At 61.3% G+C, this 25955-nt stretch carries 24 protein-coding genes; 8 read left to right on the forward strand and 16 right to left on the reverse strand.

Annotated features, from left to right (window positions below; genetic code table 11):
• Window positions 1-3: 3 nt before the first annotated feature.
• The 6 genes from AC244Q_RS17665 to AC244Q_RS17690 are packed head-to-tail and all read right to left on the reverse strand — an operon-like array spanning window position 4 to window position 5659.
• On the reverse strand, window positions 4-750 hold the full coding sequence (locus tag AC244Q_RS17665) for an ABC transporter ATP-binding protein (RefSeq protein ID WP_113546054.1): 747 nt from the start codon (window positions 748-750) through the stop codon (window positions 4-6).
• Window positions 747-1571: an ATP-binding cassette domain-containing protein gene (locus tag AC244Q_RS17670; RefSeq protein ID WP_113546055.1), complete on the reverse strand. Its 825-nt coding sequence runs from the start codon at window positions 1569-1571 to the stop codon at window positions 747-749. Before AC244Q_RS17670 ends, AC244Q_RS17665 begins: the two co-directional genes overlap by 4 nt.
• Complete coding sequence (locus AC244Q_RS17675; protein ID WP_113546056.1) at window positions 1564-2421, reverse strand: ABC transporter permease; 858 nt, start codon at window positions 2419-2421, stop codon at window positions 1564-1566. The genes AC244Q_RS17670 and AC244Q_RS17675 overlap by 8 nt, the downstream gene beginning before the upstream one ends.
• On the reverse strand, window positions 2418-3500 hold the full coding sequence (locus AC244Q_RS17680) for an ABC transporter permease (RefSeq protein ID WP_113546057.1): 1083 nt from the start codon (window positions 3498-3500) through the stop codon (window positions 2418-2420). Before AC244Q_RS17680 ends, AC244Q_RS17675 begins: the two co-directional genes overlap by 4 nt.
• A complete protein-coding gene (locus tag AC244Q_RS17685; protein WP_113546058.1) occupies window positions 3501-5087 on the reverse strand; it encodes an ABC transporter substrate-binding protein in 1587 nt (528 codons plus the stop codon).
• A gap of 29 nt (window positions 5088-5116) precedes the next feature.
• The gene (locus AC244Q_RS17690) at window positions 5117-5659 is read right to left on the reverse strand and encodes a carboxymuconolactone decarboxylase family protein (RefSeq protein ID WP_012758747.1); all 543 of its coding nucleotides are present in this window, start codon (window positions 5657-5659) and stop codon (window positions 5117-5119) included.
• A 266-nt stretch (window positions 5660-5925) separates the two neighbouring features.
• On the opposite strand from AC244Q_RS17690, the gene AC244Q_RS17695 reads away from it, so the two are divergent.
• The gene (locus tag AC244Q_RS17695; RefSeq protein WP_003542461.1) at window positions 5926-6399 is read left to right on the forward strand and encodes a cupin domain-containing protein; all 474 of its coding nucleotides are present in this window, start codon (window positions 5926-5928) and stop codon (window positions 6397-6399) included.
• 86 nt (window positions 6400-6485) lie between these two features.
• Here the strand turns inward: AC244Q_RS17695 and AC244Q_RS17700 are convergent, their stop codons facing one another.
• The 5 genes from AC244Q_RS17700 to AC244Q_RS17720 form a co-directional block, all read right to left on the reverse strand.
• On the reverse strand, window positions 6486-7595 hold the full coding sequence (locus AC244Q_RS17700; protein WP_012758748.1) for a sn-glycerol-3-phosphate import ATP-binding protein UgpC: 1110 nt from the start codon (window positions 7593-7595) through the stop codon (window positions 6486-6488).
• Between the two features lie 12 nt (window positions 7596-7607).
• Complete coding sequence (locus AC244Q_RS17705; protein ID WP_017995013.1) at window positions 7608-8522, reverse strand: ABC transporter permease subunit; 915 nt, start codon at window positions 8520-8522, stop codon at window positions 7608-7610.
• A gap of 10 nt (window positions 8523-8532) precedes the next feature.
• Window positions 8533-9417, reverse strand: coding sequence for a carbohydrate ABC transporter permease (locus tag AC244Q_RS17710; RefSeq protein WP_012758750.1), 885 nt, complete (start codon window positions 9415-9417; stop codon window positions 8533-8535).
• A 222-nt stretch (window positions 9418-9639) separates the two neighbouring features.
• The gene (locus AC244Q_RS17715; protein WP_017995014.1) at window positions 9640-10995 is read right to left on the reverse strand and encodes an extracellular solute-binding protein; all 1356 of its coding nucleotides are present in this window, start codon (window positions 10993-10995) and stop codon (window positions 9640-9642) included.
• Between the two features lie 360 nt (window positions 10996-11355).
• Complete coding sequence (locus AC244Q_RS17720; RefSeq protein ID WP_012758752.1) at window positions 11356-12561, reverse strand: ROK family transcriptional regulator; 1206 nt, start codon at window positions 12559-12561, stop codon at window positions 11356-11358.
• Window positions 12562-12784: 223 nt separating this feature from the next.
• Between AC244Q_RS17720 and AC244Q_RS17725 the strand changes: the two genes are divergently transcribed.
• The 6 genes from AC244Q_RS17725 to AC244Q_RS17750 all read left to right on the forward strand — a co-directional run bounded on the left by AC244Q_RS17725 (window position 12785) and on the right by AC244Q_RS17750 (window position 18845).
• Window positions 12785-14023: an extracellular solute-binding protein gene (locus AC244Q_RS17725; RefSeq protein WP_012758753.1), complete on the forward strand. Its 1239-nt coding sequence runs from the start codon at window positions 12785-12787 to the stop codon at window positions 14021-14023.
• Between the two features lie 73 nt (window positions 14024-14096).
• The gene (locus AC244Q_RS17730; RefSeq protein ID WP_012758754.1) at window positions 14097-14981 is read left to right on the forward strand and encodes a carbohydrate ABC transporter permease; all 885 of its coding nucleotides are present in this window, start codon (window positions 14097-14099) and stop codon (window positions 14979-14981) included.
• On the forward strand, window positions 14981-15826 hold the full coding sequence (locus AC244Q_RS17735; RefSeq protein WP_012758755.1) for a carbohydrate ABC transporter permease: 846 nt from the start codon (window positions 14981-14983) through the stop codon (window positions 15824-15826). The genes AC244Q_RS17730 and AC244Q_RS17735 overlap by 1 nt, the downstream gene beginning before the upstream one ends.
• Window positions 15823-16845 carry an SIS domain-containing protein gene (locus tag AC244Q_RS17740; protein WP_017995015.1) on the forward strand — a complete coding sequence of 341 codons (1023 nt, stop codon included), beginning with the start codon at window positions 15823-15825 and terminating at the stop codon, window positions 16843-16845. The genes AC244Q_RS17735 and AC244Q_RS17740 overlap by 4 nt, the downstream gene beginning before the upstream one ends.
• Window positions 16846-17775 (forward strand): PfkB family carbohydrate kinase, encoded by a 930-nt coding sequence (locus AC244Q_RS17745; RefSeq protein WP_017995016.1) that lies wholly within the window; start codon window positions 16846-16848, stop codon window positions 17773-17775.
• Complete coding sequence (locus AC244Q_RS17750) at window positions 17772-18845, forward strand: ABC transporter ATP-binding protein (RefSeq protein WP_012758758.1); 1074 nt, start codon at window positions 17772-17774, stop codon at window positions 18843-18845. The genes AC244Q_RS17745 and AC244Q_RS17750 overlap by 4 nt, the downstream gene beginning before the upstream one ends.
• Before the next feature lie 131 nt (window positions 18846-18976).
• Here AC244Q_RS17750 and AC244Q_RS17755 read toward each other — a convergent pair whose 3' ends face one another.
• From AC244Q_RS17755 to AC244Q_RS17775, 5 genes are all read right to left on the reverse strand, one after another.
• Window positions 18977-19804 (reverse strand): glycoside hydrolase family 16 protein, encoded by an 828-nt coding sequence (locus AC244Q_RS17755; RefSeq protein WP_012758759.1) that lies wholly within the window; start codon window positions 19802-19804, stop codon window positions 18977-18979.
• A gap of 50 nt (window positions 19805-19854) precedes the next feature.
• Window positions 19855-21336: a lipopolysaccharide biosynthesis protein gene (locus tag AC244Q_RS17760; protein WP_012758760.1), complete on the reverse strand. Its 1482-nt coding sequence runs from the start codon at window positions 21334-21336 to the stop codon at window positions 19855-19857.
• A gap of 78 nt (window positions 21337-21414) precedes the next feature.
• A complete protein-coding gene (locus AC244Q_RS17765) occupies window positions 21415-22659 on the reverse strand; it encodes a glycosyltransferase family 4 protein (protein WP_017995019.1) in 1245 nt (414 codons plus the stop codon).
• On the reverse strand, window positions 22656-24005 hold the full coding sequence (locus AC244Q_RS17770) for a glycosyltransferase family 4 protein (RefSeq protein WP_017995020.1): 1350 nt from the start codon (window positions 24003-24005) through the stop codon (window positions 22656-22658). The genes AC244Q_RS17765 and AC244Q_RS17770 overlap by 4 nt, the downstream gene beginning before the upstream one ends.
• Window positions 24002-24739 (reverse strand): Crp/Fnr family transcriptional regulator, encoded by a 738-nt coding sequence (locus AC244Q_RS17775; RefSeq protein WP_017995021.1) that lies wholly within the window; start codon window positions 24737-24739, stop codon window positions 24002-24004. The genes AC244Q_RS17770 and AC244Q_RS17775 overlap by 4 nt, the downstream gene beginning before the upstream one ends.
• 468 nt (window positions 24740-25207) lie before the next feature.
• Here AC244Q_RS17775 and AC244Q_RS17780 point away from each other — a divergent pair, with 468 nt between their 5' ends.
• Window positions 25208-25909 carry a sugar transferase gene (locus tag AC244Q_RS17780; protein WP_113548503.1) on the forward strand — a complete coding sequence of 234 codons (702 nt, stop codon included), beginning with the start codon at window positions 25208-25210 and terminating at the stop codon, window positions 25907-25909.
• Window positions 25910-25955: the final 46 nt, after the last annotated feature.

The raw sequence follows: 25955 nt of genomic DNA on the forward strand, positions 1-25955 counted from the left end.
AACTCAGCGAAGGCTTGACTGCTCGACCCAGCCGTTTCCAGACAGCGCGGCGCGGTCGAGCAGGCTTTCGATGCCGCCCGCCTGCATGGTGACGGCACGGTCGCACATATGGGCGACGACGCCGGGGTCGTGGCTGACCAGCACGAAGGTCATGCCATGTGCAGCCCTCAGATCGTTGAGCAGATTGAGAATTTCCGCCTGCACCGAGACGTCCAGCGCCGAAGTCGGCTCGTCGAGCAACAACAGCTTCGGCTTCAGCAGCAGCGCCCGCGCGATGGCAACACGCTGGCGCTGGCCGCCGGAAAGCTGATGCGGGTAGCGGCCGGCGATCGCAGCCGAGAGGCCGACCTGATCGAGCGCGATACGCACCGCCTCCTCGACGCCGGCAATGCCGCGCAGCGACAACGGCTCGCCCAGGATACGCGAGATGCGATGGCGCGGATGCAGCGAGGAATAGGGATCCTGGAACACCATCTGGATATTGCCGCGCAGCGCGCCGGTAATCTTCCGGCCCGGATGCAGCGGCTCGCCGAACACGCTGATGGCACCCTGCCAGCCGATATTCAATCCTGCAACGGCGCGCAACACCGTCGTCTTGCCGCAGCCGGAAGGGCCGATCAGACCGAAGGTCTCGCCTGATGCAACTGTGAAGCTCACATCGCGAACGGCGGTGAAGCCTTTGCCGCCGCCCTGGCCATGGCCATGGCCATGGAAAGTGACGGAAAGATTGTCCAGGGAAAGCGCGGTCATGGCTCTTCTCCATAGACTGGCAGATGCGTGCCGTAGGTGGCGGCCGAAGGCCGTGCTGCCCAAAGCGCCCTGGTATAGGCCGATTTGGCATTGGCGAGATCGGCGGATGCCATCTCCTCCTCGATCCTGCCCCGCCGCATCACCATCACCCGGTCGGCATAACGCGAAACCTGCTGCAGATCGTGGCTGATCAGCAGCAGCCCCATGCCGAGCTCTTCCGTCAGCGAGCGCAGCAACGTCAGGATCTGGTCCTGCAGCCCGCGATCGAGCGCCGAAGTCGGTTCGTCGGCGATCAAAAGCTTCGGGCGGTTGATCAGCATGGCGGCGATCATCGCACGCTGCCCCATGCCGCCGGAAAGCGCTGCGGGATAACTCGAATAGACCCGCTTCGGATCGGGCAGTCCGACCTTGTCAAGCATGTCGAGAGCGCGGTCGCGCCGCTCGCCAGCCGAGAGCCGGGCATGCAGCAGCAATGCCTCCTCGACCTGCCGGCCGATCCGATGCGCCGGATTCAACGAATATTTCGGATCCTGCAGGATGAGGCCGATGCCGGCGCCGCGCAGCCTGTTCCAGCCGGAGGGCGAAAGTGCTGTGAGATCCTGCCCGTCGAACTCCAGCCGCCTTGCCCGGATATCCGCCTGGCGCGGCAGCAGGCCCATGATCGCACGGCCGGTCATCGACTTGCCGGAACCGGATTCGCCGACGAGCGCCACCACCTCGCGGCCGATGGCAAAGGAGATGCCGTCGACGACGCGGAGAGGGCCGGCCTCGGAGAGAAAGGAAATTGTCAGATCCTCGACGGAAAGAAGCCCCTCAGTCATGGCGCGGATCCAGGATATCGCGCAACCCATCGGCAAGCAGGTTGAAAGCGAATGAGGTGATGAAGATTGCAAGACCCGGCACCGCGGCCACCCACCACTGATCGAAGATCACCTGCGTTCCTTCCGAAACCATCGATCCCCATTCCGCCGTCGGCGGGCGCACGCCGAGGCCCAGAAAGCCGAGACCGGCGGCGGCGAGGATGATTCCTGAGAGATCAAGCGCCAGCCGGATGATGGCGGATGGCAGCACCAGCGGCAGGATATGCCCCCAAAGCAGCCGGACACCCTTGATACCGACCATTTCGGCGGCGGCAAGATAATCGCTGCACCGCAGGGCCGCTGTCTCGACGCGGGCCTGCCGGGCATAGGCGGGCCAGCTTGTCAGCGCCAGCGCCAGCGCGCCGTTGATCAGGCCCGGTCCCATGATGGCGACGAAGGCGAAGGCGAGCAACAGCCGCGGGAAGGACATGACGATATCGGTGACGCGCATCAACAGGCGTTCGGTCAGCCCGCCGAAGAAACCGGCGAGAATGCCGACGACGATGCCGAGCGGCGCCATCAGCAGAACGACGACAAGCACCAGCAGCAGGGTCGGCCGCGCGCCATAGATCAGCCGCGACAGTATATCCCGGCCAAAGGCATCGGTGCCGAACCAATGCGCCGAGGTCGGCGGCATCAACCGGTTGGCGGTTTCCTGCAGGTTGGGGTCGTAAGGAGCGATTACTGGCGCAAGAAGTGCGGCAAGCAGGATGACGGCAACGACGACAAGACCGGCTGCCGCCGAGGGTGAGCGCAGCATGCGCTTGAGGAAGGACGGCCCGCCGACCGGAGCATGCACGATCACGCTCATCGCCGACTCCCCGCATCGAGGCGCGAGACGCCGAGATCGGTCAGCGCATTGAGCAGCACGAAGGACGCGCCGACGACGAGTGTGGCGCCGAGGATCGCCGGCATGTCGCCGGCAAACATCGCCGTCGTGAGGTAACGGCCGATGCCCGGCCAGGCAAAGACGGTCTCGGTCAGCACCGCGCCTTCGAGCAGGCTCGCATAGGAAAGCGCGATCACGGTCAGCAGCGTGCCCGCTATATTGGGCATGATGTGGATGAAGGTAATACGGCGAAGGCTAGCGCCCTTGGCACGGGCCGTCGTCACATATTCCTGTCCGAGCTCGGTCAGGATCGCCGCCCGCGTCAGCCGCGAGATCGCGGCAAGCGCATGGAAGGCGAGCACGATCGCCGGCAGCGCCAGATGCGCCAGCGCATCCTTAAAGGCATCTGTTTTGCCCGATATCCACGTATCGATCAGCGCAAAACCGGAGATCGGCTTGACCGTATACTGGAAGACGACATCCGCCCTGCCCGGACCCGGCGCCCAGTGCAGGCGAGCGTAGAAGAGCAGAAGCATCAGCAGGCCGAGCCAGAAGATCGGCACCGAATAACCGAACAACGACACGAAGCGGGCAGCGCTATCCACCCATGTGCCCTGCCGCATGGCGGCGGCAATGCCGAGCGCAAGCCCGATGACGGCACCGAGGATGATCGCCGCGGTCGCAAGCTCGATCGTCGCCGGAAAGGTGCGGGCGATATCTTTCGCCACCGGCTGGCCTGTCGAGATCGACTGGCCGAAATTGCCGGAGAGTGCCGTTTCGAGATAACGCAGGAACTGCACCGGCAGCGGCTGATCGAGCCCGAGTTCGACACGCGCAGCCTCGTAGGTCGACTGGCTCGCGTGATCGCCGACGAGCTGCAGCGCTGGATCGATCGGCGACAGCCGCGTCATGGTGAAGGTGACGAGCGCCAGGCCGAACAGAGTCAGCGCAAAGGACCAGAGCCACTTGAGAAGTGGCCGGACGAAAGACGACTCCCGCCAGCGTCTGCTCTGGCGGGAGTCGTTGGTGTCGGCAGTCAAAGGTGTTGCCGTCTGCGGCACTTATTTTTCAACCTTGTCGTAATAGACCTGATCGGCGTTCAGGCCCTGGGCGTAGTTCTTCACCTTGTCGCTTAGCACGACCTGGTCATTGCCCTGAAGCATGAAAACGAAGGGCGAGCTTGCCTGGATCTTCTTCTGCAGGTCCTGATAGAGCGAAACGCGCTTGGCGGCATCCTGCTCCTTAACGGCGGCAAGCGTCTCGTCGGTCAGCTCCGGGATCACCCAGCCGGCATATTTGGCGGCCGTGTTGGTGGAGTTGTCGCGGTTGATCGCAAAGGCGCTGGCATTGGAATGCGGATCAAAATAATCCGGGATCCAGTAGCGCAGCGTCATCTCGAACTTGCCGGAACGGCCGCGGGCATAGATGTCGCTCGCAACACCCGGCTGGATGTCGAGATCGATGCCTGCCTGGGCGAAGGTCGACTGCAGCGACTGCGCGATCGACAGGAACGGCTGGTCGTTGAAGACGATGAATTCAACCTTGAACGGCGTCTTGATGCCGGCGTCGGCGAGGATCTTCTTCGCCTTCTCGACGTCGAGCTTGAACGGATTGTCCGTCAGCGCGCCGGGGAAGCCGACCGGCAGGAAGGCCTGGTGCACATTGCTCTGGCCACGCAGCAGGTTCTTGGTAATGCCGTCGTAATCGACGAGGTAACGCGCCGCTTCCCAGAAGGCCGGCTTGCCGAGCGTCTCGTTCGCCTTGCTGTTGAGCAGGATATAATCGGTGCGGGCAGACGGGACCGAGAGGACCTTGATGCCGCTCTTGCCCTTCAACGCATCGATCTGGTCGGCCGAGAGGCCGCGTGCGATATCGGCATCGCCTTGCTCGACGAGCAGGCGGCGGGCGCCGACATCGGGCACATTGCGGATGATGACGCTTTCGAGCTTCGGCTTGTCGGAGGAATTCGCATTCGCCTGCAGCACGAGCGCTTCGTGCGGCGTGTAGGTGGCGATCGTATAGGCACCGCTGCCGGCCGAATTGACCTTCAGCCAGGCATTGCCGAAATCATTGTCCTTGGCTTCCGCGGCGACTGTCTTCTCGTCGACGACGGAAGCGATCGGCGCCGTCAGCAGCGACAGCGCGAAGCCCGAACCGACATCGGCGCTCCAGGTGAGCTTCACATGCGTGTCGTCGACCTTCGTGACGGCAGTATCGACATTGTCGGCCGTCCAGCCGAGTTCGTTGAGGATGAAGGCCGGCGACTTGTTGAGCTTCACGGCGCGAGTCAGCGAGAAGACCACGTCTTCGGGACGCACCGGATTGCCGGAAGAAAACTTGGCGTCAGTGAGCGCGAAGGTCAGGCTCTTGCCATCGCTGCCCGCTTCCCAAGAAGCAGCGAGCGCCGGCTCGATCTTGGTGCCATCCTCGCGGTTCGACTGGACGAGTCGCTGATAGAGATTGTTGAAGGACTGCACGGTGGTGAGCTCGAATCCTTCGGCCGGGTCGAAACTGAGGGCGTCGTCGATCGACTGCGCAACGACGAGAACATTGGCCGGCGTCTCGGCCTGTGTGGCGGTTGCGCCTAAAACCAGCGCAAGACCGAAAACGGTCCCGAGCAGGCGCGAGCGCTTGGTGATGATAGACATGATGGACTCCCTCAAATGATCTTTGAAATTCAGGATGCGGATGAACTGTTGCCTTCGGCAAAAGCTTCAAGCTCGGGGTCGAAATCGACCTCGACGACATTGTTGAAGACGGCGGTGGCAAGCATGATGCCGGCAAAGGCGACGAGATCGACGAGCACCTTGGTTTCGTAGCGCTGTTTCAGCTTCGCCCAGATTTCGGCGGGAACGGCGTTGGAATCGGTAACGATCGCCTTACCGAAAGCGTCCAGCAGCGCCTCCTCTTCGGAAAGCTCCAGCGCGTCAGGATCGAAACCCTTGTTGATCAGCGCCCGGCGAAAGAAGGTGATGGCGATCTTCGATTTCGCCGCCTTCGAGATCGCATGCGAGAAGATCCAGATTTCCCGGTCGCTGATGGCGGGATCGAGCTCGGCGCGCAGCGTGAACCATTCGGCATAGATGTGGTGAGCGGCCGGCGAGTGCAGTAGCGTCCGCTTCATGTTGGTCATGCGCCCGCGCAGCCTGACTTCCTCGTCATGCGCCGCACGAACCTCTTCCGAGGCGGTGTCGTAATCGATCTGCGGGAGGTGGCTCATCGGCTCGGCTCTTTCGTTGTGCAAAGAAGCTATCGAGGTGCCGACATATTGTGCAGTCCAACTTCGTCTAGCTTTTCCGACTTTCGACAAAAACTATTCCGCCTGGGGCGACCAGCCGGCATGTTCGTGCCAATCAGATATATCAGCATCCGGCAGTCATCGAGAACGCTTGCAGGCGCACTCATGAAACCCCGGGCAGCCGTGAATCCACTTGGCCGCTGCTCGACGCCCGCCTAGACTGCCCAGATCGAAGGTGGAGGCAAGGCATGGGCGACGACCACGAGCATCATCACGTCGACTGGCGGGAACATGGCGTCAAGGTCATTCCCGGCAATTCGCTCGATCCGAACACCGCGCAGACGCCAGGCATGAACCGCGCGACCGCGATCAACAATGCGCGCGCCGGGGCCGAGAAGATCTGGGCCGGCACGGTGACGATCCATGCCAACGCCAAGACCGGCGCCCATCATCACGGCGATCTCGAAAGCATCATCTACGTGGTCAAGGGCAAGGCCCGCATGCGCTGGGGCGAGCATCTGGAGTATACCGCGGAGGCCGGCCCCGGCGACTTCATCTATGTTCCGCCCTATGTGCCGCATCAGGAGATCAACGCCAGCCGCGACGAGACGCTGGAATGCGTGCTCGTCCGATCAGGTCAGGAACCGGTCGTCGTCAACCTCGACATCGAGCCGGTCGAAAAGCCGGAAGACGTCGCTTGGATCGACCCGATCCACCGTTAGAGCAATTCACCGTCGAGCAAGCGGCTGACATCCTCAGCCGCCGAACGCTCTGCCAAGATCATAGCAAAGGAACGTCGCAGACCGCTTTAGGCGTGGACGACGCCTGCGCTGTTCATAACAGGCTTCTCGATGATCCGGCCGGTATCGGCGGCATAGAGGTGGATCTGGTCGTAATCGATCGCGATGCCGATCGGATCGCCCGACTTCACCTTCACGGCCTCAGTCAGCGCCACGGCAAAGGGTAGCCCGTCGAAATCGGCGTGGACGATGCGGCTTGCGCCGAGCTCTTCGATGAAATCGGTCGTTGCTACCAAGGCGCCTGGCGCATCCGGGGCCACCAGCCGGGCGGCCTCGGCACGCATGCCGAGCACGACGCGTTTGCCTTTCAGCGGTGCGGCGCGCTCGCGTGGCAGCGCCACCATGCGGCTCTGATCGTAGACGAAGACGCCCTCGTCATTGATCGTGCCCTCGAGCAGGTTCATCGCCGGCGTGCCGACGAAGCCCGCAACGAAGCGCGAGACCGGATGATGATAGACCTCTTCGGGCGTGCCGACCTGCTCCACCCTGCCGCCGTTCATTACCACCAGCCGATCGGCCAGCGTCATCGCCTCGGTCTGGTCATGCGTGACGAAGATCGAAGTGGCCCCGAGGCGGCGGTGCAGGCGGCGGATTTCAGCGCGCATGGCAATGCGCAGCTTGGCGTCAAGGTTCGACAGCGGTTCGTCGAAGAGAAACACCTTCGGCTCGCGGATCATCGCCCGGCCCATGGCGACGCGCTGGCGCTGACCGCCGGAAAGAGCGGCCGGCCGGCGTTCGAGGAAGGGTTCGAGGCTGAGCGCCTTGGCGACCTCGCCGATGCGCCGGCTCCGCTCTGCCTTCGAGACACCGGCCACCTTCAATGCGTAGCCGATATTCTCGGCAACGCTCATATGCGGATAAAGCGCATAGTTCTGGAACACCATGGCACAGCCGCGCTCGCGCGGCTCCAGCTGGTTGACGACGCGGCCGTCAATGGCGATTTCACCACCGGTGATTTCCTCGAGGCCGGCGATCATGCGCAGCAGCGTGGACTTGCCGCAGCCGGATGGGCCGAGGATGACGATGAACTCGCCCGACTGGATGTCGAGATCGACGCCGTGAACGACGGGGGTCTTGCCGTAGTTTTTCTTCACGCCACGAATGGAGATCGGTGCCAAGGGAATACTCCTTCACTTCTCGGTGGAGATAAGGCCGCGTACGAACCAGCGCTGCATCAGAATGACGAGGATCAATGGCGGCGACATGATGATCAGGGTTCCGGCCATGGCAACGTTCCAGTCGGGCAGACCGAATTCGGACGGGATGAGGGTCTTGAGCTGCGTCACGGCGATGCCGAAATTCGGATCGGTGGTGATCAGCAGCGGCCAGAGATACTGGTTCCAGGCCCAGACGAACATGATGGTGAAGAGCGCGATCATATTTGGGCGGGAGAGCGGCAGCAGAATGTCCCAGAAGAACCGGACCGGGCCTGATCCGTCCATCTTCGAGGCCTCGGCAAGCTCGTCCGGAACCGTCAGGTAGAACTGCCGGTAGAGGAAGGTACCGGTCGCGGTTGCGACCAGCGGCAAAACGAGACCGGGATAGGAATTCAGCAGACCCCATTCGAGCTTGATCTGGATGCCGGTGATCTGCGCAACGAGCCAGCTTATGCCGGTGACATCGAGGATCGTCTGGAAAGGCTGCAGGGCGTTGGCCGCGATCGAATAGGTCGGCACGATGCGGACTTCCAGCGGCAGCATCAGCGTGATGAAGATGATCCAGAAAATCACATACCGGCCACGGAAGCGGAAGTAGACGATCGAGAAGGCTGCCATGGAAGACAGCATGACCTTGCCGGCGCCGACGGTTGCGGCGAAGATGATGCTGTGGAACAGCTTGTTGCCGAGATCGGCGCGAACCCAGGCGGTCTCAGCGTTTTCCCAGAAATGCGAGCCCGGCGTCAGCGGCAGCGGCACGCGATTGACCGTCTCCAGATCAAGCGTCGACGCGATGATGACGATGGCGAAAGGCAAAAGCGCGATCACCATACCGAGCGCGAGAAGGCTATAGCAGATGAAGTTGAATATCGGCGTGCGTTCGATCATGTCCGCGACCTCACTTGTAGTGCACCCGCCGCTCGATGAAGCGGAACTGGAAGATGGTGAGTAGGACAACCAGCACCATCAGGATGATGGACTGCGCTGCGGCGCCCGAATAGTCGAGACCTCTGAAGCCGTCGAAATAGATCTTGTAGACCATGAGCTCGGTGGCACGCGCCGGGCCGCCCTGCGTCATGATGTCGACGATACCGAAGGAATCCTGGAAGCTCTCGGTGATGTTGATGACGAGCAGGAAGAACAGCGTCGGCGTCAGCAGGGGCAGCTGGATATCCCAGATACGGCGCATCGGTCCCGAACCGTCCATTGCGGCGGCTTCGATCAGCGAGCGCGGAATGCCTTGCAGCGCCGAGAGGAAGAAGATGAAGTTGTAGCCGATATATTTCCAGGAGAAGGCGACAATGACGGCGATCATCGCGTCCTTGCCGTCGAGTGCGGGGTTCCAGAGGCCGGGCCAGACGTGGTTGATAACCGACAGAAGGCCGGCCTCCGGCGCCAGGATGAAGCGGAAGGCGAGGCCGAGAGCGGGAGCGGCAATCGCGTAAGGCCAGATGAAGACTGACCGGTAGACTTTGTGGCCGCGCAGCTCCCGATCCGTCAAAAGCGCCAGGATCAGCGCCAGCCCCATGGCAATGGCCGTCGAGCTGAAGCCGAAGATCATGCTGCGGGTGATCGAGTCCCAATAAACAGGATCGGTGAGCAGCTGTCTGAAATTGTCGAAACCGACCCAGGCATTACCGCCGCCCCATGGCTGCTCGAGCGTGAACGCCCAATAGAGCGCCTGCGCACTCGGCCAGTAGAAGAAGACGAAGATCAGCAACAGCATCGGAAATGCGAAGAGCAGTCCGATCGTCGTCGAGGAGAAAGTGACGCGCTTTTCCATGAGTGGTCGTTTTCGTCCTGGTTTGGTTTAAAGCATGTCGCGCAGCAGTTTTGCTGTAGCGACATGCGTCAAAATATAGATCTAAAGCGCGAGGAGCGAACCGGAAAGATTGCGGCGCGCTTTAGGCGTGCGCGGCGAGGCCGCATCCGCGACAATTTGAGACTTACAAAGACGCACCCGGCGCGCAAAACGCGGGCCGGGTGCGGCTCATTATCCAAGCGATCAGGGGAGCTGAACGTTCTTGTAGGTCTGCTGGAAGCGACGGAGCAGCGTATTGCCGCGTTCGGCAGCACTGTCGAGCGAAGCCTTGACATCGGCATTGTTAACGAAGATTGCCTGCAGACCATTGGCGATTTCGGTGCGGACCTGCAGCAGGCCACCGAGGCGGATGCCCTGCGGAGCCGCATCGCCAGCCGGAGAAGCGGTCAGGCTCTGAATGGCGAGTTCGCGGCCGGCATAAGGCGCCTTGCCGTAGAAGCCCTGCTTATTCAGATATTCGAAACCGGAGTTGCGAACCGGGATGTAGCCGGTAACGGTCGACCAGGTAAGAGCTTCTTCCGGCTTTGCGATGAAGTTGAAGAAGGCAGCGGCAGCCTTGTATTCGGCGTCGGAGTGACCCTGCAGAACCCAGAGCGAAGCGCCGCCGACGTAAGAGCTGTGACGGGCTGCGTCGCCGTAGGTCGGGAGCATGGCAACGTCCCAGTTCATGCCTTGCTTGGCGGTGCGGCCGACATTGCCGTGGTCGCCGACCGAGGTCAGGATGACCTGGCAATCGCCGGCGGCAAAGGCTTCGACGAAGGTCTGGCCGACAGCCTTGTTCTTGATGACGACAAGCTTGTCGTCGTACCAGGACTTGAGATCCTTGACGTAGCTGACGAGAAGCGGGTTCTTGTTGAACACCAGCTCGGCGTCCAGACCTTCAAAGCCGTTCTTCTTCGTGGCGATCGCTTCGCCGTTGACGGCTTCGAACTGCTCGATGTACTGCCAGACTTCATTGTTGGAGATGTCAAAGCCGAGTGGGCAAGCATAGCCTGCATCCTTCAGAGCCTTGAGGTCCTCGCCTGCTTCCTTCCAGGTTGCCGGAGCATGATCCTTGCCGATCTTGGCGAAGGCGTCCTTGTTCCAGTAGAGAAGAGCGGTCGAGGAGTTGAAGGGGAAGGAGTACATCTCGCCCTTCGATGTCGCGTAATAACCGGAGATACCGGAGAAATAGTCCTTCCAGTCGACGGTATAGCCCATGTCGGTCATCAGCTTGTTTGCCGGGTAGTAGGCGCCGGAGAGCATGATGTCGAGGGTGCCGGCGTCGGAGACCTGGGCGATGGTCGGCTGCTTGCCGGCGCGGAAGGCGGCGATGGTGTTCTGCAGGGAGGCGTCATAGCTGCCCTGGCTGGTGCAGACGACTTCGTAGTCGGCCTGCGACTGGTTGAAGCGATCGCACTGCTCCTGGACACGCTTTGCGATGTCCCCGGAATTGCCGAACCAGAAGTCGATCTTGGTCTTATCGGCGGCGGCAGCGGGACCAGCAAGAAACGCTGTAGCGAGAAGGGCGCCAACGGCGCCGAGAAGCTTGGCTTGCATGAGAACCTCGAACGTAAAAGGACGCGCACTTTCAGCGCACGCCCTATTAGCTGGTTGAAATTGCCCCCGCCAATGAATATTACATGACATGAAATGTTCAAATTCCAGTTGTCACAAAGCAGTCATACAATCATTATTCGTAACATTTCGGGAAATATTTAAAGAAATTTTGTAGAGATCTCAAATGTATTTGAAATACTATATATCTACACTAAAACAAACGCAATTTTAGAACGCGTTTAATGTTCAATTATATTGGAAAGAAGCGCCTTTATTCGCGCGCCGAGTTGGAACGAAACTTGCAAAACAGCCGCATTTTGCCCTTACACGGCTGTGCAACGCCCGGTTTCAGCCTCCAAATCAAAGGGAATCCTTCAAAATTGCAGCAAAACGCGGATCGAACGCACGGCTGATCGGTCCGGCCGCAGCGCCAAGCGCCACCGACCAGGGATCGGCCATGCCGGACTGCAGGCGCGGCAGCGTCCGGCCACTACGTTCGGCGATCGAGGGCAGCAATGGGCCGATTGCCGCAATCAACCTGTTCACCAGCGCTTCCGGCGCGCTGCCGCAGAGGATGACGGTCTGCGGATCGAACAGCGTCTCGATGAGATGGATGCTCCAGCGCAGGTCCACAGCGGCCGCCTCAACCCAGGCGTCGATGCTTTGATCGCCTCTCAAGGCAAGATCGTTGATACGTGCGTGGAGATGAGGGTCGGCGGGATCGACCGATAGATGCTGATAGAGCGAGGCGAGCGAGGCGCGATGTTCGAGCGGCGTCGATTTGCCGTCGGCAAACAGCAGCGCCATGCCGATCTCGCCGGCATTGCCGTTGGTGCCGCGGTAGAGTTCGCCGTTCAGAATGAGGCCGGCGCCGATGCCATAGCCGACGAAGAGGCAGACGGCGTGGTCGAGGCCGTGGGCAACTCCCACCATGCGCTCGGCGGTCGCCGCCGCCGCCGCATCGTTCTGCAGGCCGACATCGAGCCCGGTGCCGGCGGTCAGCGTTTCCAACAACGGAAATTTCTGCCAGGCCTCCATCATCCAAGGATCGTCACCGCTGCCGGCAACCCCGAAAGGCCCAGGCATGGCGGCGCCGAGGCCAACCAGCCGCTTTTCCGACTGCTGGACGACCCCGGCAAGCTTTGAGCGTATGCCGGCGACGAGGTCGAGGATGACCTTCGTCCCATTCGACGGACCTCCAGGTGGTAGCCCGGCCTCATCACGCACGAGAACACTGCCGACGAGATCGACGGCGACCGCCCGCGTCACATGCCGGTCGATCTGCAGGCCGATCGCAAAGGCGCCCTCGGGCACTAGGCCATAGGGTGTCGAGGGCTGGCCCCTGCCCCTTCTCACCGCCTCCTGCGAACTGACGAGACCGTCGCGCTCGAGTTCCTCGATGATATTGGACACCGTCTGCTTGGTCAGCCGCGTCGCCCGCGCCAGATCGGCGCGTGAAAGCGCGCCGTTGATCCTCAGGGCATCGATCATCACGCGCCGGTTATGTGCGCTGGTGCCTTCGTGATTGGTGCCGCTCTTGGCCCGGATCGGGCGGCTGTCATTCATGTGCAATTCCCTCTTGACTCCAATAGAATGTTGAAGAAGTAATAAGTCAATACACTTGACTTAATGAGGAACCGGAGAGTTCCAGGGAACGCAGGAGGCGGGCAACGGCTCCAACGACGCTCCGAGACGACGAACCGGCACGCTTTCCGCGCGTGCTTGCTCGAACACCGATGGCGGAGAACCGCCCTCGGCAATGCGTAAATGTCAAAAACTGGAGGCTGCAATGCTGAAATCCCTTAACAAGACGCTTCTCGGTGCGGCATTGATCGGCGCATCCCTTGCGCCGCATGCTTTCGCCGAAACGACGCTGAACGCGCTTTTCATGGCCCAGGCCGCCTATAGCGAGGCCGATGTGCGCGCCATGACCGACGCCTTCGCCAAGGCGAACCCCGATATCAAGGTCAATCTCGAATTCGTTCCCTATGAAGGCCTGCACGACAAGACGGTGCTGGCGCAGGGTTCCGGCGGCGGTTACGACGTTGTCCTCTTCGACGTCATCTGGCCGGCAGAATACGCCAGCAACAAGGTGCTGGTCGACGTCTCCTCTCGCGTCACCGACGAGATGAAGAAAGGTGTGCTGCCGGGAGCCTGGACCACCGTGCAATATGATAGCAAATATTACGGCATGCCGTGGATCCTCGACACCAAATACCTGTTCTACAACAAGGAGATCCTCGAAAAGGCCGGCATCAAGACTCCGCCCAAGACCTGGGACGAGCTGACCGAACAGGCAAAGACCATCAAGGACAAGGGCCTGCTCGCCACGCCGATCGCCTGGAGCTGGTCGCAGGCCGAAGCCGCGATCTGCGATTACACCACGCTCGTCAGCGCCTATGGCGGCGATTTCCTGAAGGACGGCAAGCCGGCCTTCCAGACCGGCGGTGGCCTCGATGCACTGAAATACATGGTCTCCAGCTATTCCTCGGGCCTCACCAATCCGAACTCCAAGGAATTCCTCGAAGAGGACGTCCGTAAGGTCTTCGAAAACGGCGATGCCGCCTTCGCGCTGAACTGGACCTACATGTACAACATGGCCAACGATCCGAAGGACAGCAAGGTCGCAGGCAAGGTCGGCGTCGTGCCGGCGCCGGGTGTTGCCGGCAAAAGCGAGGCTTCGGCCGTCAACGGCTCGATGGGCCTCGGCATCACCTCGGCCAGCAAGCATCCTGATGAGGCCTGGAAATACATCACCTTCATGACCTCGCAGGCGACGCAGAATGCCTATGCCAAGCTCAGCTTGCCGATCTGGGCGTCCTCCTATGAGGACCCTGATGTCACCAAGGGTCAGGAAGAATTGATCTCCGCCGCCAAGATCGGCCTTGCCGCGATGTATCCGCGTCCGACGACGCCGAAATATCAGGAGCTCTCGACCGCGCTGCAACAGGCGATCCAGGAATCGCTGCTCGGCCAGTCCTCTCCCGAAGATGCGCTGAAGTCGGCGGCCGACAATAGCGGCCTCTGATTAAGCCATGAAACCCCGGGCGGCGCCCGCCGTCGCCCGGTCTCCAAACCGATAATGAAGAAGGGTCGCCTTGATGTCGGGCACTTGGCTGACAACGCGCGCGTGGCTTTTGATGCTGCCGCTTCTCGTGGTCATGATATCAGTCATCGGCTGGCCTCTGATCGATACCGTCGGCCTCTCCTTCACCGATGCCAAGCTCGTCGGCACCGAAGGAAACTTCGTCGGCATCGACAATTACGCGAAGATGATCACCGGCTCGAATTTCCAGCGCACGCTGATCACCACCGCATGGTTCGCGATCGTCTCGGTCGCCGCCGAAATGGCGATCGGCGTTCTGGCAGCCCTGCTGCTGAACCAGCAGTTTCGCGGCCGCACCGCGCTGCGCGCCCTGATGATCCTGCCCTGGGCACTGCCGACCGTCGTCAACGCCACACTCTGGCGGTTGATCTACAATCCCGAATACGGCGCGCTAAACGCCGCGCTGACCCAACTCGGACTGCTGGAGGCCTACCGCTCCTGGCTCGGCGAACCGGGCACGGCGCTGGCGGCCCTCATCGTCGCCGACTGCTGGAAGAATTTCCCGCTGGTGGCGCTGATCGCACTGGCCGCCCTCCAGGCCGTGCCGCGCGACATCACCGCCGCCTCGCTGGTCGACGGCGCCGGCGCTTTCGCTCGCTTCCGCTTCGTCATCCTGCCCTATCTCGCCGGCCCGCTGATGGTGGCCCTGGTGCTGCGCACGATCGAAGCCTTCAAGGTCTTCGACATCATCTGGGTCATGACCCGCGGCGGCCCGGCCAACAGCACGCGCACGCTGTCGATCCTCGTCTATCAGGAAGCCTTCTCCTTCCAGCGGGCAGGTTCGGGCGCATCGCTGGCATTGATCGTCACGCTGCTGGTGACGCTGCTTGCTGCCGCCTACGCCGCTCTGGTGCGCAAGACCGCCGGGAGTGCGGCCTGATGGAACGCCAGAGCCCGCTCTTTTCTGTCTTCATTCATCTCTGCGCGCTGTTGCTTGCCGCCGTCATCCTGGCGCCGATCCTGTGGCTGTTCATCATGAGCATCTCGCCGGCCGCCGACCTTGCCGCAAAGCCGCTGCGCTGGTGGCCGCAGACGGTGGATTTCTCTCGCTACGGCGTACTGCTCTCGACGATCGAAAACAGCGCCGGCGCCGCCTTCACCTCGTCGCTGCGCAACAGCATCGAGGTGGCGGGCATGGCGACGATCGCCGCCATCGCGCTCGCCATTCCGGCCGGCTGGGCTGTGTCGCGCACACCTTCGGTCGGCTGGTCGCTATCGATGGTGATCGCCACCTACATGTTGCCGCCGGTGGCGCTCGCCGTGCCGCTCTATATGGGCCTCTCCCATCTCGGCATGCTGAACAACGTCTTCGGCCTCGCCCTCGTCTATCTGACAATTCTCGCGCCCTTCACCACCTGGTTGATGAAATCGGGCTTCGATTCCATCCCGCGCGAGATCGAATCCGCGGCGATGATCGACGGCGCCGGCCTGTTCCAGACGTTGAGGATCATCACGCTGCCGCTCGCCGCCCCCGTGATGGCGACGTCGAGCCTCTTTGCCTTCCTGCTTGCCTGGGATGAATTCTTCTATGCGCTGCTCTTCACCTCGGACCAGCGCGCCAAGACGCTGACCGTCGCCATCGCCGATCTCGCCGGCGGCCGCGTTTCCGATTACGGACTGATCGCGACGGCAGGCGTGCTCGCCGCCCTGCCCCCGGTGCTGATCGGTCTTGTCATGCAACGCGCCCTGATTTCGGGGCTCACCAGCGGCGGCGTCAAGGGATGAACATGACAGCAGAAAGACCCCGGCCGGCCGGACTTGCCGCGATCGATCGCGAAATGGCCCGCCAGCATGCCGATGCGATCTCCTCCTATGAAGCGGCCCAGCCGATGGCCACGAGGGCCGCCGCCTCGCTGAAGCGGACCGGGCGGCTATTGCTCATCGGCATGGGCGGTTCGCATGCCGTCAACCGCGCCGTCGAGCCACTCTACCGTGCCCTCGGCATTGATACCGTCGCCATGCCGCTGTCCGAGCAGCTCGGCCAGCCGCTGCCGATCGCCGGTAGGACGATCTTCGTCACCTCGCAATCCGGCGAAAGCGCCGAGGTCGTGCGCTGGTTCAACGAAACCGGCGGCACCGAGGAGACCTTCGGCCTGACACTCGAAGGCAGCTCCTTCCTCGCAAGCGCCGCCCCGTCACTCATCGGCACCGGCGGCACCGAGCTTGCCTTCGCCGCGACCCGGAGCCTGACGGTGACCTTCGCCCTGCATCTGGCAATCCTCGCCACCCTCGGTGACGATCCAGACGCCGCGATTGCCGCCCTCAAAACGCCGGAAGACCATGACATCGCCGCCGCGCTCACCGCCCTCGAAAATGTCGCGACCATCGTCACGTCAGGCCGCCGGCTGCAGGGTATCGCCGAGGCGCTGGCGCTCGGATTGACGGAACTGTCGCGCCGTCCCTGCTTCTCGCTCGAAGGCGGCCAGTTGCGCCACGGGCCGATGGAAATGCTGGGGCCGGAGATCGGCGTCGTGCTGTTCCGTGGCTTCGACGAGACGGCCGGCCTGGTGACGGCAATGGCGACATCCGCCGTCGAGACCGGCGCCCCCGTCATCCTTTTCGACGCCTCGGGCGAAGCGGCGGTCGCCGGCGCGGTGACGATCCGCTTTGCCCCGGCAACCGGCCTTGCCGCGATCTTCGCCATGCTGCCGGTCGCCCAGCGGCTGATGATCGCCTTTGCCGATGCCCGCGTGGAAAATGCCGGAACGCCGGTCCGATCCACCAAGATCACCCGGAGCGAATGAATGCGGCCGCTTGCAGTCATCGGCAACGTCAACATCGACCTCATCCTCGGACCGGCCGCCCCCTGGCCGAAGGCCGGGACGGAAATCATCGTCGATCATGACGAGTTACGGGTTGGCGGAGCCGCCGGCAACAGCGCGCTCGCCTGGCAAGCGCTTGGCGTCGAATTCGAGATCTCCGCCAATATCGGCAGTGACCAGTTCGGCCGCTGGCTGAGCGAAGCCTTCGGCCACCGTTCCGACAAGTGGCCGGTACGTCCGGAGAAAACGACGCTCTCCGTCGGCATCACCCATCCGGACGGCGAGCGCACCTTCTTCACGACAAAAGGCCACCTGCCGCGTTTCAGCCTGGCAGATGTCTTCGCCGTCATCGAGGGTGCCAGGCTGCAGGGCGGCTACGCCCTTCTCTGCGGCTCGTTCCTGACCGATGACCTGACAGCGGATTATGACGCCTTCTTTGACTGGGCCGACAGCCATGGCATCACCGTCGCGCTCGATACCGGCTGGCCACTCGACGGCTGGACAGACGAGAATTGCGCAGCGACACGCGCATGGCTCTCCCGCAGCGGTATCGCGCTGCTGAACGAGGTCGAATCAACGACACTTGCCGGCATTGCCGATCCGGTCGAGGCGGCCCGTCACATCAGGTCGCATATGCCGGAGGGTGCGATCATCGTCGTCAAGCGCGGCCCGGACGGCGCTCTCGCGATCGGGCCGGACGGCCTGTTGGTTTCGGTGACGGCACCCGTTGTCGAGGTCGTCGATACGATCGGCGCCGGCGATGTCTTCAACGCCGCCTTCCTTGCCGCGCTCGCAAGCGATGAGCCGCTGATTTCTTGTCTGGAGGCGGGAACCGCAGTCGCCTCGCGCGCCATATCCACCCTTCCCCGCAACTATGACGGCCCGTCATCTCCCGAGGAGCCTGTGCGATGAGCGCGCTCGAAATTCAAAATATCCGCAAGACCTATGGCGACGTCGAGACGCTGAAAGGCATCGACATCTCATTGGAAAGCGGCGAATTCCTGGTGCTGCTCGGCTCCTCCGGCTGCGGCAAGTCCACCCTGCTGAACATCATCGCCGGCCTTGCCGAGGCGACGAGCGGCGATGTCAGGATCGGCGGCCGCTCGGTGCTCAGCGTGCATCCGAAGGACCGCGATATCGCCATGGTCTTTCAATCCTACGCGCTCTATCCCAATCTGACGGTGCACCGGAACATCGGCTTCGGCCTGGAAATGCGCAAGGTGCCGGCGCCGGAGCGCGACAATGCCGTGCGCGACGCCGCAAAGCTCCTGCAGATCGAAAACCTCCTCGACCGCAAGCCGAGCCAGCTTTCCGGCGGCCAGCGCCAGCGCGTCGCCATCGGCCGTGCGCTGGTGCGCAAGCCGGAGGTATTCCTCTTCGACGAGCCGCTCTCCAACCTTGACGCCAAGCTGCGCATGGAGATGCGCACCGAGATCAAGCGGCTGCATCAGATGCTGAAGACCACGGTCGTCTATGTCACCCATGACCAGATCGAGGCGATGACGCTTGCAAGCCGCATCGCCGTCATGCGCGACGGCCGCATCGAGCAGCTGGGCACGCCGGAGGAGATCTACAACCATCCGGCAACGCTCTATGTCGCGACCTTCGTCGGCGCGCCGCCGATGAACCTGCTGAAGGCAACGGCGCGTGACGGTCGCCTGGCGCTTTCAGGCTCCGATGTCAGCCTGCCCCTGCCCGCTCGTTTCCGCGAGACGGCCGGCAATGGCCGCGACTTTATCCTCGGCATTCGTCCCGAGGCGCTTCGCACAGACGGCACCGGCCCGTCGATCGAGGCAATCCTTGAAGTCGCAGAGCTGACCGGCCCGGAACTCGTCGTCACCGCCCTTGCCGGAAATCAGCGCCTGATGGCCTGCCTGCCACCACGCACGCCAATCCGCGACAATGAAAAGCTCACCCTCCTTTTCGACGAGGAAGCAATGCATCTCTTCGACCCGCAAACCGGCCTCAGCTGCGGCCGCTAGAGCATGTCGCGCAAAAGTGTGCAGCGGTTTTGCGACAACGACATGCGTAAAAACAAGGACCTAAAGCGCGAGGAGCGAATCTGAAAGATCGCGACGCGCTTTAGCGACGGAACGGCTATCCCGTCGGCTGTTCAATTTGCCGCGTCGGTGGGCTTCCGCTGGTAGACGTGAATATAGTCGACAAGCAGGATGGAAGGATTGGGCGTTTCATCGATCGGCCAACCCGAGCCGAGTGCCAGGTTCACCAGCGGATAGAACGGCATGTGGAACTCCTTCGGCGTGTCGAAGCTCCAGATGAACTGACGGTCGAGATAAAAGCTCGTCTTGTCAGCTTGGATATCGACGCCGTAGGTATGATATTCGCTGTTCAGAATTCCGTCCTGGACGGTTTGCCAATGGCCACCAGTGGTGTTCTGGCCGCCCTGGCTCTGACGCCAGATATGGAAGCCCATGCTGAATTCGTAGGGCGCGCGCCCATAATATTCCAGGACGTCGATTTCGGCGGTGTATTTCGACCGATCGAGCCCGATGAGCCAGAAGGCTGGCCAGACTCCCTTGCCCGGCGGCAGCTTCATCCGTGCTTCGAAATAACCGAATTGCTGCGAGAACCCTTCGCCTTTCGGGTTCACCGACGACAACAGGCCCGATCGCCAGGTTCCATCGGCCTCCTTGCGCGCCTCGATCTTCAGAATTCCCTGATCGGTGGTAAACGGAAAGCCGGGGGCCGGATCGGTGAAACGGGCGTCACCGAAATCGCCGTTCCAGGGCGTATGGGCGATCCAGCGGGAGCTTCTCTCTCCCCAGGCCGAGACGTCGAGACTGTCGAAACTCTCCTCGAACGTTAGCTGATACGCATTGATATTGAGTGGTTGCTGAGCCACGCTGGGCTGGCCGGGCAACGCCCCCAGACCGAGAACGATGAGCAAACCCAGAGCCTTAGAAGATATCCCGTAACGCATTCTGCTCCTCCGAAAACGCCAAACCAATCGTTGGACTACACTTGTCTCGATCAAAAGGTGAGAACTCCGTTTCGTCGCGGCATGAGCCTTTGGACGACGATGGTCTCGATGCCGTCGGGCCTTCCGACAACCTGCCACAGCAGCAACGCGAAGGCCCAGAAGATCGCTACTGCCGCCCCGCCGCAAAGCGCCAGGCTGACGACAAGGTTGAGGCCGACAGGCATGGCGGAGAGCATCGGCTCGATCCACAGCAGGAAAGCGATCATCGGCAAGCTCGCGGCCAGAGGCCGTAAAAAGGCATACAACTGAGCGGCAAACGTCGCGCCGATCAGCTGCCGCGTAATGATGAGCGATGCGACATAGGCGACAAGCACCGCCACGATCCGCGCGCCCAACGCTCCGGCTACCTGAAAATAGACAATGCCCAGGATGGTGACCGGAACCCTGACGGCGAACTCGGCAAACATCCGGAGAGCGAGATAGCGGGTTTTGTTCAGGACCATCGCCAATGGCGGCATCATGTTCGTGGGAAGACCGAGCAGACTGACGATGCACAGCCATTGCAGAATCGGCGCCGCGGATGCCCATTTCTCGCCGACGATGATCCGCACGGCCGGCTCGGCAAGAAAAGCGAGCGTGATGAGGATGGGCGCTGCCACGAAGGTGATCGCGTTCGTCGCCTTCAGATAGGCAGCGATCAGATTACGACGGTCATCGACGGTCGAGAATGCCGCCATCAGCGGACGCAACAATGGCCCGACGAAGGTCTGGTATGGAATAGCGGCGATATTGTCGGCGACGCTGAAGGCGCCGAACGTCGACAAGCCGGTAAAGCGCGGCAAAAGCAGCCGGTCCAGTTGCCAGTTGATCGAACTCAGCACCTGCGACACGGTGTTCCAGCTGATCATATCCTGAAAGTGCTTCCACTCGGAAAGGCTGAACCTCGGTCGCATCGGCGCAAAGACATAGGAGGTGATCGCCGCGGCGGTCGGGCCTGCAACCGCGCCGATCGCCAGTCCCCAATAGCTGCCGGTCGCGACCGCCACCCCGACACCGAACAGCAGTGTCGACCCCTTGGTGATGAGATCGAGTGCAAACTCGCGTTTGAAATCGAACCGCTGCATGAAGAGAACCATGCGCGGGCTGATCACACTGCGCATGGCAGGCGCGATGGAGAGCACGGCGACAAGAGAGAAAAGCCGGGAATCGTCATAGATCAAAGCCATCGGCCAGGAGACGATTATCATCAGCGTGCTGATGGCCACGCCTCGAAGCAGGCTGAGGGTAAGGGCGGTGGCAAACATATCGTCCGAAGGCGACGGCTGACGCATCAGGGCCTGCGTCAGTGGCAGGTCCAGGATTGTCTCGACGATGACCAGAACCGAGGTCGCGATGGCGACAAGGCCGAAATCCGCTGGGCTCAAAAGCCTTGCGAGGATCAGAAGGCTGACGAAATCGAGCAGTCGCGCCAGGAATTTTCCGCTGATGGTCCAGATACTCGCCGTCGCCGTCCTCTGAGATACGCTTGACATGATCTATTTTCTATTCCTCGTCGGCGAATTGAGACGGTTTCGGCGCAGCAGCAAGACAGGCAGCTCCGTTCCTTGCCCTCAGCCCGCCCGTCTTCTGAAGACCTCGGCGGATCGGTCGCCATGGGTGGATAGTTGTTGCTCGATCAGGCTGGACAGACGGTCGCGGAACACGGCGGAAGAGAATTTCAGCGAGTGCGCGCGGATGGCATGCGGATCGATATCGTCCTCCACCTCTTCGAACGCCGCCATTGTTTCCAATAGAGCTTCCGTGGTCTGCTGCGCGAAGCGAAAACCGACATGCGGGGAGGAAACGGTTTCCCGGGCGCCGCCGGCGTCGAAAGCCAGGACCGGCCGCCCTGATGCCATGGCTTCCACCGGAAGGATGCCGAAATCCTCCGTGCCCGGAAACAACAGGGCGCGGCATCGCGACAGATGGTCGCGCAGAACGTTGAAGGGCTGATGGCCGAGAAACTCAACGGTCGGTCCGGCGATCGACTTCAGATAGGCCAGTTGTTCTCCCTCGCCGATCACGACCAGCTTCCGCCCGGCCTCGGTGCAGGCGCGAACGGCAATATCCGGCCGCTTGTAGGTGGTCAGCTGTCCCGCATAGAGATAGAATTCGCCTTTCCCCTTGCCCACCGCAAAATCGTCCGTCGCAACGGGCGGATGGATGACGATGGATTCCCGGTCGTAGAAGCGGCGGATGCGGCTTGCGACATAATCGGAATTGGCGACGAACACATCGACCCGCGAGGACGTCGTCACGTCCCAGGCGCGCAGCATGGGCGCGGTGATCGACATCAAGGCGCGACCCAACCAGGGCAGGCCATGCCGGTAAACATGGAACTGATCCCAGATGTAACGCATCGGCGAGTGGCAGTAGCAGACATGCAGCGCGTCAGCGCGCGTGATGATGCCCTTGGCGGGTCCGGATTCGCTCGACAGCACGAGATCGTAGTCTTGCAGATCGAACTGCTCGAGCGCGAAGGGCATCAGCGGCAGCATCTTGGTATAATGCCGTTGCGCGCCTGGGATCTTCTGCAAGAAGGACGTGCGGATGTTCCGCGTCTTCAGAAAATCGCTGATGCGATCGCGGTTGCAGACGAGGGTGAAGATGTCGGCCTGCGGAAACATCCGGCACAGCTCTTCGACGACCTTCTCGCCGCCGCGCATCGAAACGAGCCAATAATGCACGATGGCGACACGAAGCTGCTTGGTATCGCTCGCGCTTCCAGCCTCAGTGACACGTCTTTTCGCCATGACAGGCGCATCGCCGAGAAATGCCCTCGCGTCGGGAAGAGAGGTTGTTGCCTTAAGGGTCAACTCAATACTCCTTGTATCGCCACACCGTCTGTCAGCTGGGAAACCACATTCGTCGAAATCAGGCTGTGGTATTCGGAAAGAAGCGCGTCGCGCCATTCCTCGTGTGTCGAGGCGAGATCCGGCGACTTCAGGAAAGCCTGCTCGCTCATGGCGCGGACCTCATGGCTCGGCATTTGGCTAAATCTCGTCAACGTATCGGCAAAGGCGCTTTCGTCAGCCGTATCGCAGGCGATCGCCATGCCGGCTCTTTGCATTTCTTCGGCAAGAAAGGCGCTGCGCGACATGATGACCGGCAGACCGCTCCTGGCCGCTTCGATAGCGACGAGGCCGAATGGCTCGGGATAGCGAGACGGCATCAACAATGCACGCGCCTTGCGGATGGTCGGGCCGATCTCCGCATGCGACTGCCAGCCGACGGCCCTGACGTGATCCCCCGAAGCCGCAACCAGCGGCATCAGCGGCCCGTCCCCGATCACGCAGAGCCGAACGCCGGCTTTGCGCGTGGCGGCCACGGCGTCCTCTATGCCCTTCTCCTCGTCCAACCGCCCGATGAAGACGAACTCGTCGTTGGTCTCCGCCTCGATGCGTTTGATGGATAGGGGAGCGACGGGATTGCGGATCGTCGTCAATCGTTCGGGCCGATATCCGGCGCCGACGAGGAAGCTTGCCATCTTCTCGTGCAGCAGGATGATCCGGCCGAAATCGGCCCGATCCTTCAGCAGCCGGAGGATATTGGAGCCGCGGGCAGCCCGCCACAATTTGTGCGAATAACTTCTCTTGTCGCAGGCTGTCGCAATGCAGCTTCCGCCGAGCGGGCGTCGAAGGCAGATTTCCTGCGCCTGATAGTCGAAGAAGGCGCCGTTGGGGCAGGCCGTGAAGAAATCATGCGCGTGCACCACGCAGCGTCTGGCGACCGGCAGCAACGCCCTGAAAATTGCAGGAGACAGAATCTGGTGCCAGCCATGCACATGGTAGACGGTATTGGCAGTGTCGTTTGCGGCAATCCAGTTTGCGACCATACGGACGGCGGCGCCATTGTGAATGCCGGTCACGAAAGCCTTCGCACGTTCGGCGCTGAGCAGGTCGCGGCTGTTCAGCCCGACCATTGAGACTCCGAGGGCGACAAGCTCCGCATTGGAGGCGTCATCCCCGCAAATATAAGTCACGGGGATGTCGAGTTCCCGAAAAAGCTTGGCGGACAGCACGGCCAGCGCCGTCGCACCGCCTCTGGCGACTGAATAGTCGTCGATGATGACCACGCGATCGATCTTTGTCATGCCGGGGCCGGGAAACCGGCCGACGCTTGCGGCGGATCGCAGGACCTCTGGAAGCGACGGGCGCATCACTTCGCCGAAACTGCGCCGTTGGCACAAGCCTCCAGCGCCTTGCGGTTGAGGATGCGGATCTTACCCTGGCCCCCGTCGATGATCTTGCCTTCCCGCAGGCGCCGCAGGCATTGATTGACCTTCTCGCGGGACGCCGGCAGCGTCGCGGCCAGATCATTTTGCGAGATGATCAGTTCGTCGCCGCTGTTTGCCGCATCTTTTCCATAAACAATGGAGAGCCGCAGCAGCGTACTGGCCAGCCTCGACTGCAGGCTCGACGCCGCATTCGCAATGATCCGAAGTTCAAGCTCTGAAATACGCGCCAGCGCCCTGGAGAAGACCTTTTCACGAAAACAGGGATCGCTGGCGTACATGTCGCGCAGCAGCCGGCCTTCGAAGAAATGCAGTTCGCAGGCGGAACCGGCGCGGTATTCGAGGTTCAACGTCTGCCTGCGCAGAACCTCGAGCTCGCCGATGAGGCCGGATTTTGGAATGATCTCAACGATGAATTCCCTGCCGTCGGGCAGCATCGTGCTTGCGCTGACCACCCCCGAATGCACGCGCGCGAACGTATCGACGAGGACGCCGGCCCCGGCGATAATCTCGCCGCGCCGGAAACGCCGGACGCTCGACCGGCAGGAAAGGAATTCGTCGTCGATGACGATGCGGCTGTTCAGATGAATGCCGCTGTTAGCTGATATCGCCGCCTTGCCGATGCCGGCCCTGCGATCTGATGCGTGTGTCGCCCCATCCATGCGCGTAACTCCACTCGATAACCATAGGCAATGCTGCACTGCATCATTTATATTGCCTTAATATGAGAGTCAAATAACATCACGGAGATATGACGTAAAGATAAAGTATATATTTAACTTCAAAACAAAATATACACCATAGAAATGGATCAAAATCTCATTTAAGCCAAAAAACAGCCACGCAGCCGAAGATGCCTGCCTAATAAAATGGCTTAGTGAATAAAAAACAGCAATAATCGAAATGATGATATCAAAACTAATAAAGAATCATCAGCATATAATCACCAAGAATTAGATTAGATTGTCGTTTTAGATGAAAATAAGGCCATCAAGGTGTAATCCTAATTCTCGATTGCCCGTTAGTAGCATAAAGAATTTGTTAAGGATTATGACCTTGGTAACAGACAACCAGAGTGCGGCGCAGCAAACTTTGAACGGTTCTTAATCGGAATGTTTTGGAGACCACCGATGACATGGGAAGCACATAGTTTCGAGGCGTGGTCGCGTGTCGGACGTTCCGCGAAAGGCGGCGATCTCCATTCGTCCCGGCCTCGTGCGGCAGGCAGATCGTCGAAGCGCGCGCTAGACCTTCTCATCGCAGTCACGGCGCTGATCCTGCTTTCCCCGCTTCTGTTGATCGTCGCGATGATCGTGAAGATAAGCGACCGCGGCCCGATCTTCTATTCCCATACGCGCATCGGCGTCGGCGGAACGCCGTTCGGATGCCTCAAGTTTCGCACGATGAAGACTGATGCGGGTGCTCAGCTTGCCGAATTGCTGCAAAACAACCCGGCTGCGCGAAGCGAATGGGAAGAGACACGCAAGCTGAAGGACGATCCGAGGATCACGGCCGTCGGTGATATCCTTAGGCGGTCGAGCATCGACGAGCTTCCCCAACTGATCAATATCGTGCGTGGCGACATGAGCCTTGTCGGCCCCCGGCCGATCACGACCGAGGAATTGCCGCGCTACGGCGAGCATATATGGGCCTACATGGCCGTCCGCCCGGGCCTGACCGGTCACTGGCAGACCAGCGGGCGCAATGATGTCAGTTACGAGTACCGGGTTTCCCTCGACGTTCACTATCTCAACAATTGGTCGCTGCGCCGGGACTTCATCATCATTGCCAAGACCATTCCCGCTCTGTTTTCCCAGCGCGGCTCGTATTGAGCATTCATGGGGAGAGCCGCCAATCAGGCCTGGAATCGGAAGACAC

This window comes from Rhizobium sp. CB2179 (genome assembly GCF_057653455.1).

Excerpts from the sequence above, each read along its gene's own strand:
- AC244Q_RS17690 (WP_012758747.1), bottom strand. The coding sequence starts at position 5,659 with ATGAGCCACCTCCCGCAGATCGATTACGACACCGCCTCGGAAGAGGTT.
- AC244Q_RS17685 (WP_113546058.1), bottom strand. The coding sequence starts at position 5,087 with ATGTCTATCATCACCAAGCGCTCGCGCCTGCTCGGGACCGTTTTCGGT.
- AC244Q_RS17695 (WP_003542461.1), top strand. The coding sequence starts at position 5,926 with ATGGGCGACGACCACGAGCATCATCACGTCGACTGGCGGGAACATGGC.
- AC244Q_RS17730 (WP_012758754.1), top strand. The coding sequence starts at position 14,097 with ATGTCGGGCACTTGGCTGACAACGCGCGCGTGGCTTTTGATGCTGCCG.
- AC244Q_RS17755 (WP_012758759.1), bottom strand. The coding sequence starts at position 19,804 with ATGCGTTACGGGATATCTTCTAAGGCTCTGGGTTTGCTCATCGTTCTC.
- AC244Q_RS17720 (WP_012758752.1), bottom strand. The coding sequence starts at position 12,561 with ATGAATGACAGCCGCCCGATCCGGGCCAAGAGCGGCACCAATCACGAA.
- AC244Q_RS17665 (WP_113546054.1), bottom strand. The coding sequence starts at position 750 with ATGACCGCGCTTTCCCTGGACAATCTTTCCGTCACTTTCCATGGCCAT.
- AC244Q_RS17670 (WP_113546055.1), bottom strand. The coding sequence starts at position 1,571 with ATGACTGAGGGGCTTCTTTCCGTCGAGGATCTGACAATTTCCTTTCTC.
- AC244Q_RS17675 (WP_113546056.1), bottom strand. The coding sequence starts at position 2,421 with ATGAGCGTGATCGTGCATGCTCCGGTCGGCGGGCCGTCCTTCCTCAAG.
- AC244Q_RS17740 (WP_017995015.1), top strand. The coding sequence starts at position 15,823 with ATGAACATGACAGCAGAAAGACCCCGGCCGGCCGGACTTGCCGCGATC.
- AC244Q_RS17780 (WP_113548503.1), top strand. The coding sequence starts at position 25,208 with ATGACATGGGAAGCACATAGTTTCGAGGCGTGGTCGCGTGTCGGACGT.
- AC244Q_RS17710 (WP_012758750.1), bottom strand. The coding sequence starts at position 9,417 with ATGGAAAAGCGCGTCACTTTCTCCTCGACGACGATCGGACTGCTCTTC.
- AC244Q_RS17725 (WP_012758753.1), top strand. The coding sequence starts at position 12,785 with ATGCTGAAATCCCTTAACAAGACGCTTCTCGGTGCGGCATTGATCGGC.
- AC244Q_RS17705 (WP_017995013.1), bottom strand. The coding sequence starts at position 8,522 with ATGATCGAACGCACGCCGATATTCAACTTCATCTGCTATAGCCTTCTC.
- AC244Q_RS17745 (WP_017995016.1), top strand. The coding sequence starts at position 16,846 with ATGCGGCCGCTTGCAGTCATCGGCAACGTCAACATCGACCTCATCCTC.
- AC244Q_RS17760 (WP_012758760.1), bottom strand. The coding sequence starts at position 21,336 with ATGTCAAGCGTATCTCAGAGGACGGCGACGGCGAGTATCTGGACCATC.
- AC244Q_RS17715 (WP_017995014.1), bottom strand. The coding sequence starts at position 10,995 with ATGCAAGCCAAGCTTCTCGGCGCCGTTGGCGCCCTTCTCGCTACAGCG.
- AC244Q_RS17750 (WP_012758758.1), top strand. The coding sequence starts at position 17,772 with ATGAGCGCGCTCGAAATTCAAAATATCCGCAAGACCTATGGCGACGTC.
- AC244Q_RS17735 (WP_012758755.1), top strand. The coding sequence starts at position 14,981 with ATGGAACGCCAGAGCCCGCTCTTTTCTGTCTTCATTCATCTCTGCGCG.
- AC244Q_RS17775 (WP_017995021.1), bottom strand. The coding sequence starts at position 24,739 with ATGGATGGGGCGACACACGCATCAGATCGCAGGGCCGGCATCGGCAAG.